Origin of the sequence: Pseudoxanthomonas sp. PXM02 (genome assembly GCF_014851805.1) — a bacterium.
GTDB lineage: Bacteria > Pseudomonadota > Gammaproteobacteria > Xanthomonadales > Xanthomonadaceae > Pseudoxanthomonas_A.
Genome location: NZ_JACVAK010000002.1, coordinates 277710 through 291535, shown reverse-complemented (window position 1 = coordinate 291535; position 13826 = coordinate 277710). Strand labels below are relative to the sequence as shown.

Annotated in this window: 9 protein-coding genes; all 9 read right to left on the bottom strand. The window is 62.7% G+C overall.

Translation table 11 applies throughout. The features are described from left to right. Nucleotide 1: 1 nt before the first annotated feature. Nucleotides 2-4330: a glycosyltransferase gene (locus IB225_RS10100; protein ID WP_192311128.1), complete on the bottom strand. Its 4329-nt coding sequence runs from the start codon at nt 4328-4330 to the stop codon at nt 2-4. 42 nt (nt 4331-4372) lie between these two features. Then, the gene (locus IB225_RS20630) at nt 4373-6268 is read right to left on the bottom strand and encodes a glycosyltransferase (RefSeq protein WP_192311127.1); all 1896 of its coding nucleotides are present in this window, start codon (nt 6266-6268) and stop codon (nt 4373-4375) included. A gap of 18 nt (nt 6269-6286) precedes the next feature. Further along, the gene (gene wecC / locus IB225_RS10090) at nt 6287-7537 is read right to left on the bottom strand and encodes a UDP-N-acetyl-D-mannosamine dehydrogenase (RefSeq protein WP_192311126.1); all 1251 of its coding nucleotides are present in this window, start codon (nt 7535-7537) and stop codon (nt 6287-6289) included. Between the two features lie 2 nt (nt 7538-7539). Continuing rightward, complete coding sequence (locus IB225_RS10085) at nt 7540-8925, bottom strand: glycosyltransferase (protein ID WP_192311125.1); 1386 nt, start codon at nt 8923-8925, stop codon at nt 7540-7542. Next, on the bottom strand, nt 8922-9704 hold the full coding sequence (locus IB225_RS10080; RefSeq protein ID WP_192311124.1) for an ATP-binding cassette domain-containing protein: 783 nt from the start codon (nt 9702-9704) through the stop codon (nt 8922-8924). Before IB225_RS10080 ends, IB225_RS10085 begins: the two co-directional genes overlap by 4 nt. Nucleotides 9705-9707: 3 nt before the next feature. Continuing rightward, nucleotides 9708-10493: an ABC transporter permease gene (locus IB225_RS10075; protein ID WP_192311123.1), complete on the bottom strand. Its 786-nt coding sequence runs from the start codon at nt 10491-10493 to the stop codon at nt 9708-9710. Beyond that, on the bottom strand, nt 10490-11707 hold the full coding sequence (locus IB225_RS10070; RefSeq protein ID WP_192311122.1) for a cystathionine gamma-synthase: 1218 nt from the start codon (nt 11705-11707) through the stop codon (nt 10490-10492). Before IB225_RS10070 ends, IB225_RS10075 begins: the two co-directional genes overlap by 4 nt. 85 nt (nt 11708-11792) lie before the next feature. Next, the gene (locus tag IB225_RS10065; RefSeq protein ID WP_192311121.1) at nt 11793-13163 is read right to left on the bottom strand and encodes a pyridoxal-phosphate dependent enzyme; all 1371 of its coding nucleotides are present in this window, start codon (nt 13161-13163) and stop codon (nt 11793-11795) included. 116 nt (nt 13164-13279) lie between these two features. After that, nucleotides 13280-13498: a YdcH family protein gene (locus IB225_RS10060; protein WP_192311120.1), complete on the bottom strand. Its 219-nt coding sequence runs from the start codon at nt 13496-13498 to the stop codon at nt 13280-13282. Between the last annotated feature and the right edge of the window lie 328 nt (nt 13499-13826).

Below are 13826 nucleotides of genomic sequence, written 5' to 3'. Positions count from 1 at the left end.
CTCAGTCCCTGGCCGACATGGCTTTTCCGTACTGCTCGACAACCCGTTTTCCAACGGCGTCCCAGCTGCGGTGCTCGATCACCCATTCCCGTGCCTGCAGCCCGAGCCTGCGTCGCAGCGCCGGCTCTGCGATCAATTTTCCCAGGACATCGGCGAGCGCTGAAACGCTTCCCTTGCTGAAACGCAGGCCGGTGACGTCATGTTCAATGATGTCGCAGAGCGCCCGCGTATCGGACACCACCACGGCTTTCTCCATCGCCATGGGCTCGAAGGGCTTCATCGGCGACACGACCTCGCACACTTCCCATGGCTTGCGTGGGAACGGACATATGTCGATCAAGGAGTAGTAGCCCTCAACCTGGTCATGAGGCACTCGTCCGGTAATGAGGGTATGTCCGGAGATCGGGCTTTCCTCGACCAACTGACGGATGCGCGCATGTTCGGGACCATCGCCCACGAGCAGCAGACGGAACTCCTGTCCCGCGGCTGCTACCTGCTCGAGCGCCAGTACAAGATCATCGAGGCCTTCATAGTCAACGAAGGACCCGACATAACCCACCACGGGAACGTCGGGAGGCAGGCCCAACGTCGCTTCCAGCTCATTGTTCTTCGGGCGCGGCAGGTACTTGCCGGGATCGACGCTGTTGGGAACCAGGGTGATCTTTTCCGCAGGGACGCCGCGTGCGACGAGTTCGTCGCGCATGGCCTCGGTCAGCGTCAACACCTGGTCCGCAGCCAGGCAGGCCAGTGTTTCGAAATGACGCATGCGATCGGTACGCGCGCGGGTCTTGGCGGCCGACTCGCGGGATTCATGCACCAGTTCCCATAGGCCCGAGACTTCGTAGACGAAGGGCAACCCGAGCCTGCGCGCCGCAATCAGCGCAGGTACTGAGATCAGATAGGTGGAGCGTCCATGCACAACGGCAGGGCGTTCCGTCCTGAGCACATCCATGAATGCGTCAACACAGCCATTCATGTACCGCTGTTCGCCTGCCGATCGCGCGGTCTGGGCCGCGATCCGGTGGTACACCACGCCATCGATCTCGTCAGCCTCCTCCACCTTCACCGCATAGCTGGAACTCCCGATGTCTTCGGGAAATCCCGGGCGCGTGTACGGGCGAATGTCGAATCCCGCCTTCTTCACACCACCGATCAGGCCATGCCCCCGCAGCGCGTACCCCCCAGAAAGATGGGGAAGACTGCTGTGGAGGATGTATACGCTGCGCCCGTCGACGGTCTCGACAGACTCACGCGAGGCCGGCTCACCGCGAAGCTCAGCATCCAGACGTCCATAGCCCTCGATTTCGTCAACCAGTTTCAAGTTCGCTCCGGAGAGTGGTCCGTGCGTGGCCTTCAAACGCTCTGCATGCGACATCGCTTCGGCATACCGACACAACTCGAAGGCCGCGGATGCGATGCAGTACAGCGACAGCTTGTTGTCATCAGCCTGCTGTGCCAGGACAGCGAGCTGATAGACACCTTCAAGATCGCCCAGCGATCGCACCGCATTCGCAGCGCGCACCAGAACATAGGAACGCAGGTGCGACACGGCCTGAGAGCTCACTGCCAGGCTGTACTTGAGTACCTCGTCGACGCCGCCCACCATGGCTCGTTCAGCCAATGCCGTGTCAAGCGCGGACTTCTCGTCCTGCGTGAGTGCACGCTTGGTGGAAGGAATGCTGGGCACCGGCGGGGTCGACATGGGATGCCCGACGGCCAGCGTTTCTTCGATGGTGATCCCGTTCGAGGTCACGTCGGGTACAAGGACGCCGCCTTCGGGTCCGATCTCGACAGGATCGGCTTGCCGAGGCATGACGGTTGTGTCGGAGGGGCCGGCCACCGGCTTGGCTACGCTTGACAGGGGCGTACCCAGTGCGGGGGCGCTCGCAGCGGGGAACACGGGCACAGGACTCGTCACTACCGGCGCACCCGAGCGCAGGACCGACAGCAGAGCGGAAGGAAGTCGGACGGCACCACGCCAACCCTTGAGCGCATCTACGAGTGCCGTACCCAGCTTGTGCCGGCGGGAGTTTTCCAGCAGTAGCGCGTAATTCTTCGCATGCTCCAACTCGATGTCGCGGGCATCGATCAACAAGGCCTGCCGCGCGACGATCGCTGTCGCGTGCTCCGCCCTTGTGACGGCAGCATGATGTTCTCGGCTGATGCGAACGAGGTCTCCCTCGACCTGACGAAGCATCAGTTGCTGCCGCTTCTTCGTCTTCTTGTGAATACTCTCTCTCTGCTGCGAATCCTGCTCCTGCTCCTCCAGGCGCCTCACCTGGCTTCCGACGGTCTGCTGGAGCTCGGCGACCAGGGCGTCCCGCTTGGACAAGCCATCGACGGCCTTCTCCAGTTCGCGCTGGACCGAAGCACTGCGGCGGACCTCCTCCGCGTTCCGCTCCTCACTGGCCTTCACCGCCATCGCCAGGTCCTGCAGCGACGCCTGCTGACGAGCGGACTCGGCCTCGTGCCTCATGCCCTGCTGCGCCAGGGTGTCCTCAAGCTCGCGCAGCGCCAGAGTCCTACGCTCCATTTCCGCCTCGTGACGCCGCATCCAGTCCTCGACTTCACGGCGAAGGCTGCCCAGCGCCTGTTCACGCTGGTCGATCTCGGCTGCATGCCTTGCCGCCTGCTCCGCAATGGCGGTATGCAGGCCCTGCACGACGGTCTCATGGCGTACGCCATCGTCTTCCCGTTGTTTCAGCTGCCTTGACACCACTTCGTCCATTTCTCTTTCCTTCTGCATCCTGCGTTCCGTGTCGTCGCTCAGGCGCGCGACTTCCGCTTCGAGTCTGCGACTCTCTTCGCGCAGCAGCGCAACTGCGTCCCTGCTGTGTTCCTGCATCGCGACACGTTCCTGCTTCTGGAGTTCCAGCTCCGCCACATGGCTTTCGCCTGCCTTCGACATGCTGGCAGCGAGTTTCCGGTTCTCTTCCACCGCCGCACGGCAGTCCTCTTGCACGGACTGCAGCTGTTTGGCGCCTTCGGACTCGACTAGCTTGATGTCCTTTCTGTACTGCTCTGCGGCAAGATCCCACGCAACCGATGTCAGTATCCTGGTCGCTGAGAGGAGGTCGGGATGGTGTGCCTTCGCGTCTACTCCGGCACGGAGCCATGCCACGGTCTCCTGCCGCTTCTTCTTCAGCAGTTGCGCCAGCGTTCGCTTCTCGCCTGCATCACGCAAGAACGTGAGTGCCGCGTCCGCCACGTCCTCCAGCGTCGAATCAAGAAGCTCCCTGCATGCGTCGGGCATGCCCAGGGCCCTGTAAAGCCCGGGCATCTTGTGCCCGTGGACCTCCGAGTGCACGCCGAAAACGGGAACACCCTGAAGCATGGCGAAGATGCACGCATGGAAGCGGGCAGAGACAAGCCCGTCCAATCCGACCAGATGCTGGCGGTACTCGCTCAGAGAGCCTGCCTGGATGACTTCGACCGCGCCTGCACCCAGCTCGGACGTGAGGTCTTCGGCAAGTGCGATGGAGAAATCACGATCAGCCAGCGTCTGGACGAGAATCTTTACGCTGCCTCCGGTCTCGGCGACATGACGCCTGCCCAGCAGCATGCCCAATTGGTGGGCGCGACTGTCGCGATAGCCATGGGACTTGTGCACCGCAAGCGCCCGGGCGCTGCGTTGGGCGCCCATGCGCAGGCCGTAATCCTCGAGACGCAAGACCAGCCCCAGCACGGGCGGCCTGCCGGGAGCAGTCGACGGCTCGGATACCGGCCGCAGGAAAAATGCAGGATCGAGCAACCACGACGGATGTGTTCGGACAGGCTCCTGCTGCATCAGCACTTCCGTCGAAGCGGGCTCTCGCGCCGCGAGGCCATCGCTCAACGCACAGAACTGATGAAGCAACTGCGTGCCTCGTACACCGGTCAAGGGGCCGAACGTCACGGGGAGCGTAATGAACTTCTTTCCGCCGGCCTTGGCTGCCAGCGCCGCCACGGTGCGCCATGCCAGGCTGAGCGCATTCTCGTCCTCCCGCGACGAAAAGAGATGCTCTCCCGAGTTGTAGAACAGCACATCGCAGTCCTCCAGCCCATTGTCCGCCAGGAAAAGTTCGGGATCAGCGATGTAACGCTGGAGCCGCTGCAACGGCCCGCGGCTGTGCTTCTCTGGAATGCGCTTGGGGTGGAATACGTAGGTGACATCCTGGACATGCGAAATACTGCTGATCGCGGCTTCCTGATACGTCGCCTGGGGCGCGTCGAACACAACGTGCACATGGCATTCCGGATCGAGCTCACGCAACAGGGAGATGGCGCCGGTATTGATGGCGAGGTCACCGAAATTGCTTGCTGCATGTCCAAAGATCAGTCCGAACTTCATCGGGAGCCCTTCAGGGAACAATGGGAGATATGGGGGTGAAGATCAGGCATCTGCATGCATGCCCAGGATGTCCTGGGAGGCGTTCGCGCCCCCCTCGACATAGTTGAACTCGTCAATGGAATCTCCGAGAAGCGCCGCGCTGCCGTCCCGCAGCAGGATCTCCATGGAGTGCACGTGCTCTGCAGCCAGGAACAGTCCGCGACGAGCGTCGATTTCGACGCCGGAACGGTACTGGCCATCGCTGTTCCGCAGGATGATCTCTCCGGAACCGTCAAGAGCCAGGTACGTCCTCTTTCCAACGGCCGCATGCCTTGCGTAACGGGTAGCTGCCAACTGCAGATCCAGCAGGTAGTTCGCACCGTAGTGGTCGGACGGATCCATCCACGCGACCCAGGCCTCCTTGCAGCGCGCGATTTCGGCCACCACCATCCCGGCGTCATTCCAGAATCTGAGCTCAGGAAACTCGCCTGTCCACGCTGACGTCAGCGCCGAGGAAGTGAGGACCCATACCTGCGTCGGACGATGCGTCTGACGCCGTACCGAGCCCACGAGACTACGCAAGGCGTGCTCATCAAATGCACGCGACAGCACGACGACGGACGCGTCCGCTTTCAGGCCCGTCTCGGCCAGACCGATGCTGTCGAACATCTCGACAAGGCGGTTCCGCCAGGTGTGATGCTGCATGACCCTCCGCAAGCCTCGCAGGCGGTGGCGCCGGTAGGCAGCCGAATCGGTTGTCAGAGCAGCAACCGCTTCCGCGTCGCTCCCTTCATCGATGACAAGCACCGTCCCCGTTCCGAACAGGCCATCGAACGAAGCACTGGGGTTGCTGACGACCGGCGTATTCGACGCGAGCAGATCGAACACCCGCCTCGCGCACATCGTCGGCGAATCCTTGACGGTGTTGATGTTGATGGCGAAACGATAGCCTTTGTACGCCTTCTCAATTTCGTCAGGCGCCAGCGTACCCACGACCAATGCCTGCATGTCCTCGGGGAACGCATAGTCGGGATCCTTGCGGTCCAGATTCCGATCAATGATCTCGACGGGTGCAAGCCCCCTCAGGCGATCGACGATGCGCTGGAAGTCCCGTTGGCGCTCCGGATACTTCCTGTAATAAGAGCCTGCGAAACCGAACGCATCCTTCCTGGCAAACGATTCGAGCGGATGATGGTCCCGCGGCTGGGTCGCAAAAGGAAGGACACCGGCATCGATGCCAGCCTCCTGCCGGTAGCGGCTGACCGCCCCCGCATCCGTCGTGAATACATGATCGAAGTGACGCGCGGTTTCGATGAAGTGATCGAAATGGACGGGATCTTCCTTGTTCCAGAATACCGTCGGCACCTCATGCGCATTGCACCAGTCCAGCAACTCGATCAGTTCGGACGACGGCGGAACCAACTTTCCGCGCCAACTATCGTGGGTGCCGCGCCAAGCGGATTCCACGAACAGCATGGCAGGCGTCGACGCAGCGGCGAGTTGCTGACGCCATGCGTCACTGGTCAGCGCTAGCAACGGAAGCTCCGGCGCGAGGCCATGCTCCGTGAAAGCATCCGCGATCAACGCGATCGCGGACTCTGGCGTCGCGCTTGCTCTGGCCCGAGGGACCTCATGGCGTTGCCCTGGCTCGAAGGATGCTTGTTGCTCCTTGACCGGACGTGCGCCGAGTATCTCCACCATGAGTGAACATGCGCGTCCTGGCAGAGCCATGAGCCCGCGCCAGGAGCGACGGGCTTCAGACAGTGCTTGCGCGAACCGGTACGTAGGCGACGCGCCGATATCGACGATCTGCTGGTGCAGGCGGGCAAGTTCGTCCGCCTGACGCTCGGATCTTCTGCGCTCTTCGGCGAGTGCCAGCCGCGCCGCAGACAGCTGACGGCGCGCTGAGTTCGGAATTCCGTACTCAGCTCCTTCCCTTTCGCCGTCCTCGCCATTCACGTCGTCGGCCCGCTCGCCTCAAACCCAGAAGCCGACGCTATCCACGACAGCAATCCCAGCCGGAAGGCTGGTGGAACGGAAAGCCTGGTGGCCCACGAGCATCACCACGACATCCGCGTTGGATACCGCCTGCTCCATCCGGGAAACCAGTTCCAGCTTCGCGTCGTTTGACGACAGGGCGGCCGCGTAAGGATCGCAGCAGACGACCTGGCCCGGATAGGTCGCGTGAAGCTGCTTGGCGATCTCAAGTGCCGGGCTTTCGCGGAAGTCATCGACATCGGGCTTGTAGGAAAGGCCAAGGCACGCGATGCGTGCGGCGGGCTTCGCGGCCACGAGCTTGGCGACCTGCTGGATGACATAGTGCGGCTTGGCGTCATTGACCTGGCGGGCCGTCTCGATCAAGCGTGCCCGTTCAGGGGACTCCGCGACAATGAACCATGGGTCGACTGCGATGCAGTGACCACCGACACCCGGGCCAGGACGCAGGATCGATACGCGCGGATGGCGGTTCGCCATCTCGATGATCTTCCACACGTCAAGGTCGAGATCACCGCAGATCATGGAAAGCTCGTTGGCGAACGCGATGTTGACGTCGCGGAAGGCATTCTCGGTGAGCTTCACCATCTCCGCGGAGCGATCATCGCTCGGATGGCAGATTCCCTTAACGAACGTCTGGTACAGACCGGTCGCCCGCTGCGTACAGGCCTGCGTCATGCCGCCGATGATGCGGTCGTTCTCGACAAGCTCCCGCAGCATCTGGCCGGGGATGATGCGCTCGGGACAATAGGCGACATGGATATCCGGAGCACCGGCATCCTGGTGCGGGAAGCTCAGGTCGGGACGCAGTTCCGCCAGCACGCGCGCCATCGCGCCCGTGGTCCCCACCGGGGAGGTCGATTCCAGCACTACGAGGCCGCCCTTGCGCAGGACGGGTGCGATCGAACGCGCAGCCTCCATCACATAGGACACATCCGGCGCGTGCCGCTCATCGTGGCTGACGGGTGTCGGAACCGCGATGATGAAGGCGTCGGCCTCTTCAGGCTTCAGGCTGGCCCGGAGCTTCCCTTTGGAGACGCAGTGCGCGACGAGTTCATCCAGCGCGCCTTCCTCGATATGCGCGCGTCCGCTGTTGATGGTATCGATGACGTGCTGGCTGATATCGACCCCGACGACGTCCAACTCGCGAGACGCAAACATCGCGGCCGTGGGAAGTCCGATATAACCCAGACCAATAACCGAAACCTTGTTGATCGTCCGTTGTTCCTGCATGTTTACTCCAGATGTAAATGATGCCGTGTAGTACCGCCATGCACATGCACGGCGTGTTCAATCACACGCGAATAAGAAAGCGCTAGGGAGTCCCACCGGAAAGGAAGCACCCTTTCCTCCGCCAGATCGAGATCCGAGCAAAGGTGGCCGTTTCGCTTCTTGACTGCGAGCCCCGAAAGTAGACCCCTGATTTTATGGGTATTATTGTCGCAGGACCATCCCCGGCGCAGGCGATCCAGCAGGGCTGGCGCCGGGTCGCCGTCGCCACCATTCAGATGCAGGATCGGTCGCGCACTGGCGAAGTACTCGTAGATTTTCCCTGGCAATTGGGCCGAGAGCCGGTTGCCGATATCGACGACGATGTCGGCCTGAGCCTGCAGCGCGAGCGCTTCGCCATGCCCCAAGTGGCCATGATGGACCACGCGCAAAGAGCCCTGCCCCGCTGCAGCTTCCAGTGCCGGCGAGGGAGAAGCGGTGGCAACGTGCAGGATCACGCCCTCCATGTCGAGCACGGCATCCAGCAATGGCTCGATCGGGCGGAAGGGATACAGGCTGCCCGTGTAAACCAGCGAGAGCGGCGCGTCCGCGCCAGCCCGCGACGGCTCGCGAGGAATGCTCGACGGGTAACCCTGACTGATGACGTGTATCCGGTCCAGGGATTGCGCGTACCGCTGCCCCAGAAGATCGCGCGCGCTGGCATCGGTGACCACCACGGCGCTTGCCCGCTCACAGGTTGTCCGCTCCAAGCGGCGCGCATGTCGGCGCCATCGCACGGGCGTGTAGTCGGCCAGGACAGGGTCGCCGAGGTCTGCGATCCAGGGAATACCCTCTCGCTGCGCGAGTATGCCCAGCCGAAGGACACTGGCCGGCTCATGTGAGGTGATCACCGCATCCGGCGACAGTTCGTCCAGAAGACGCCTGAAAGCGCGAGTTGCCCACGGCGACCATTCCCCCCTGATATCCGGGAAAAGCCAGCGACCGGCATGTCGCTGATAAAACGCAAGCAGCCTGCCCTTCCAGTTGGGGCGTTCGATCCGCCACTCGCCGATAGGGGCCGGCGACGCAATCTCGCCCTGTGCCGGGGAAGACTTCGCCACGCCGCCCCCCGACGGCATCTGTCGCCCGGCGGTCTGTTGCCTGCGGGATGCCCTCGCCACGAGCCCCATGGACGGCCCGGCGAAGATCCTATGCACCTGCACCACAGGCGGCAGATCGAAGTGAAGCGACATTCGCCCGTAGTAAGCATCAGGCGCCATGACGTGGATCTCGTGCCCCTGTTTCGCAAGCTCACGGACAAGATACGCCCAGCGTAGTGACTGCGCTGAAGGACTGGGGGAGAACTCGTATGCCGCCAGCAGGATGCGAAGACGACCCTGCCCGGCATTCATGTTGCCAAGACTCTCTCTGCCTTGTAATCCGCCTCTGCCTGATAGATCCGCTTGTAGGCGGCGATGGCATCCTCGACGCTTCCGTCGAACGCCACCTTGCCCTGCTCTACCACCAGCCCACGGGTGCACACTTTCCTGAGCATGCCGAAATTGTGGCTTGCGAGCACGACGATCTTGCTGGCATTCGCACGCTCTGCCATGCGCGCCTTGGCTTTCAGGATGAACTCCGCGTCGCCGGCACCAAACCACTCGTCCAGCAGCATGATGTCGTGTTGAATGGCGGTAGAAATGGAGAATCCGAGACGCATTCGTTGTCCGGATGACAGGGTCCCCAAGCGGTCACCGGCGCGATGCTCCAGCCCCGCGAACTGGAGAATGGGCGAAACCGTCTCGGAGACAGCAGCCAATGGCCTGCCCATGGTCAATGATCGCAGGAAGATGTTCTCGCGCACCGTAGCGTCGTTGACGAATCCCAGGCCGAGATTGAGCAGGACCTGCTTGCTGCCCTGCACGGTGACGGCCCCGCTGGTCGGCTGATAGGCGCCTGACATCACCCGCAGGAGCGTAGTCTTGCCGGCACCATTGCGACCGAGCAGCGCCAACCGGTCGCCCTCCTCCAGGTCAAAGGAAATGCCGTCCAGAATCCGCCTGTATTCACGCCTGGGAGGAGACTTGGCGGCACTGATGAGCGTCCTGAGCCAACCATGCGACGTATCATGCCGATGGACGAAACTGGGGATGTCGAGAACCACCCGGTCGACAGAAAGTTTGGCTGCCATTGATCAGATCCAGAGTGGCACGAACCGCGCATAGCGCTGGTACAGCAAGGAGGCCACCATCCACCCGCCCGCCGTCATGCAGAAAACAAAAGCCACCGTATGTGTGGCCATGGGCTGGCCAATGACCGGGGCCCGCACGAAGTCCAACAAGTGGAAAAGAGGGTTCAGGCTTACGAAGTAACCACGGGTACTGCCTGGCGGGAACTTGCTGACGTACCAGAGGATGGGCGTTAGCAGGAAAGCGAACATCATGACCGCACTGACCACTTCCCGCGTGTCCGGAAACCGCGCGCCGAGCAGTGCAAGTATGACCGCCATGCAGAACATGTTGATCAACAGCACAGGTACCGTAAGAAGCAACGTAGCCAGTCCGCCCAACGACACGGCGGGGGACCATGCCATCACCACGATGACAATCAGCAGCGCGAACACATAGTTGAACAGTGCCTTCGCCATTGTGCGCAGCAGATAGTCCGTGAACCGGACCCGTCCATCCATGATGTAGGCGGATGACCCCGAAAATGCGTTGCTCGCCTCGTTGATCACCTGGGTCAGCAATCGCCAATGGACATAGCCCACACCGAGGTACGGCATGTATTCGTGGATGTCGTGGCCCATGAGCTCGGAATAGACATGCCCCAGGGCGAAGACCAGAATCGCCGTCGGGACAACGAGCCACAGGGGGCCCAGCCTGTTCCTGCGATTCTTGCTGATCAGATCGAGCCAGACGGCATAGGCCCAGAACCCCGGTTGCTTCAAGCTGGCATAGAGGTCTCGCTCCAACCTCATCCGGAAGTCCTCTCGCTACTTCCCGAAACACGGGTGAGCGCTGCCCCCAGGCTGGCCTTCAAATCCTCGACCGCCTCGATCCCCACGCTCAACCGCACCAGTCCGTCACTGATTCCCAGCTTCTCGCGCCGCTCCACTGGTACCGATGCGTGCGTCATCACCGCGGGATGGTTGACCAGGCTCTCCACGCCGCCCAGCGATTCGGCGAGCGTGAACAACCCAGCGTTCTCGCAGAACCTTTTAGCCGCTTCGAAACCGCCCTTCAGCACGACGGAAATGATGCCGCCATGCCCCTGCATCTGGCGCGAGGCGAGTGCGTGCTGCGGATGCGATGCCAACCCCGGGTAGATGACCTTGTCGACCGCGGGATGCGCTTCCAGCCATTGCGCGAGCGCCAGCGCGTTCTCGCAGTGCGCCTTCATGCGCAGGTGCAAGGTCTTCAGGCCGCGCAGGGCGAGGAAGCTGTCGAACGGCCCCTGCACGGCCCCGATGGAGTTCTGCAGGAAGGCCATCTGCTCCGCCAGTTCCGCATCGTCGCCAACGACCACCATGCCGCCGACCATGTCGGAGTGACCATTGAGGTACTTGGTGGCGGAGTGCATCACGATGTCTGCGCCCAGTTGCAGCGGACGCTGCAGGATCGGCGAAGCGAAGGTGTTGTCGACGACCACCCGCAGGCCATGCTTGTGCGCGATTGCGCAGACAGCTGCGATGTCGACGATCTTCAGCATGGGGTTGGTCGGCGTTTCCACCCACACCATTCGCGTCTCCGGACGGATCGCGGACTCGAACGCCTCCAGATCCGTCAGGTCGACGAAACTGAAGTCCAACGCCGCCGTCCGCCTGCGTACACGCTCGAACAGCCGGTAACTGCCGCCATACAGGTCATCCATGGCGATGACGTGGCTGCCGCTGTCCAGCAGCTCCAGGACGGTCGAAGTCGCGGCCATACCGGACGCGAACGCGAACCCCCGCGTACCGCCTTCGAGCGCCGCCACGCAGCGCTCGTAGGCGAACCGGGTGGGATTGTGGGTGCGCGAGTATTCGAAGCCCTGATGCACGCCCGGACTGCTCTGCGCGTAAGTCGAAGTCGCGTAGATCGGCGGCATGACGGCGCCGGTGCTGGGATCGGGCGACTGTCCGCCATGGATGGCCAGCGTGCCCAGCGCAAGATCGCCGGCGGTCGCGCCGGCGAGGGAAGGATGTTTCGCCATGTTCCAGGGTCCTTGAGGCAGCCGGGCATTCTACCAGCCGGGTCTTAACGAGCCGTCCACACCCGCCAGAAGAACCCGGCGCCGTTTATTGGGCGCGTCGGCGCAGGTAATTGAGCAGGTCGATGCGGGTGATCAGGCCCAGGAAGGCATCACCATCCGTGATGATGGCCACCTGGCCGCGGTCGAAGACCGGTAGCAGGGCCTCGATCGGCGACCGCACGTCCAGCCGGTCCAGCTTGCTGACCATGGCGGTGGAGACCGGATCGCGGAAGCGGGCTTCATCACCATAGACATGCAGCAGGACGTCGCTCTCATCCACGATGCCGGCCAGCCGGTCCCCTTCCATCACCGGCAACTGTGAGACGTCGTACAGCTTCATGCGCTGGTAGGCCGTCGTGAGCAGGTCGGTGGGGCTGACCACGACCGTATCGCGCTGGCTGTAAGGGCGCAGGATCAGGTCGCGCAGGTCGCCATGCTGAGGGCGATCAATGAAGCCGTTGTCCAGCATCCAGTAGTCGTTGTACATCTTTGACAGGTACTTGTTGCCCGTGTCGCAGACGAACACCAGCACCTTCTTCGGCGTGGTCTGCTCGCGGCAGTACTTCAGTGCGGCCGCCAGCAACGTGCCCGTCGACGAGCCGCCCAGGATGCCTTCCTTCGCCAGCAGGTCACGCGCCGTGTGGAAACTCTCGGCGTCACTGATCGCGTACGCCTTCTTCACCCGGCTGAAATCCGAGATCTGCGGCAGGAAGTCCTCGCCGATGCCCTCCACCAGCCAGCTGCCGGACTTGGTGCTCAGGATGCCTTCGTTGATGTACTGGGTGAGGATCGAGCCCACCGGATCGGCCAGCACCAGCTCCGTCTGCGGCGAGTGCTCGGCGAAGCAGCGCGACAGGCCGGTCATGGTGCCCGAGCTGCCGCAGCCGAAGACGATGGCATCCAGTTGGCCGTCCATCTGGCGCAGGATTTCCGGCCCCGTGCCGAATTCGTGTGCCGCCGGGTTGTCCGGGTTGCCGAACTGGTTGATGAAATAGGCGCCCGGCGTCTCGCGGGCGATGCGTTCGGCCAGGTCCTGGTAGTACTCGGGATGGCCTTTGGCCACGTCCGAACGGGTCAGGATGACCTCGGCGCCCATGGCTTTCAGGTTGAAGATCTTCTCCCGGCTCATCTTGTCCGGGACCACCAGCATCAGCTTGTAGCCCTTCTGCTGCGCCACCAGTGCCAGGCCAATACCGGTATTGCCGGCAGTACCTTCAACCAAGGTCGCGCCGGGCTTGAGGTCACCGCGCTTCTCGGCCGCCTCGATCATCGACATGCCGATGCGGTCCTTGATGGAACCGCCGGGATTGGCGCTCTCGAGCTTCAGGTAGAGGGTGCAGAGGCCGGTGTCGAGGCGGTTGGCCTGGACGATCGGCGTAGCGCCGATCAGCTCGAGTACGGAAGAGTGGATCGCCATGCGGGCGTACGTCCGGTGCGGAAAACAGCCCGGATTATCGCATCAGGGTGACGCGGACGGCGACGGCCGACGAGGAGGCCGCCGCCGCCCGCGACGAGAAAGCCTTGGGGGAGGCGTCAGTGCGGCTTGGCGTCGTAGATGCGGAGCAATCGCTCCTTGGCGTGCAGCTTCTCGCGCTTCATCTGACCGAGCAGGTTGTCGTCAATGGGCAGCACGCCGAGTTCGGCGTCGGTGACCTTCTTGTCGAGCTCGCGATGGCGCTGGTACAGCTGCTTGAACTCCGGATCGGCCTTGATGAGCGCATCGATGTCGGCCTGCGGTTGACCTTCGAACATGATCGTTACCTCCTTCAGCGGAAATACAAACGCCCCGGCCTTCACAGGCACGGGGCGTTGGCTTGGGAGCGGAGCATCTTGCCGACATCGCGGGCACTTCCCACCGGAATGCCCGCTCCGGCCTGCTTGCCGGCGGCGGTCTCCTGGGGGATCGGTACGGGCGTCATCGGGTCGATTCTCCGGTGAGCCAAGCGACGGGAGTCGCTTGGGTATACGACCCTACTCCTCGACTTCCAGCCCGGCAAGGGCTGACCCAAGTGATTGATCCACAAAGAAGACCGGATATCCGGGGGCGTTCAGGCTACTGCCCCCGAAGCAAGGGAAGTTC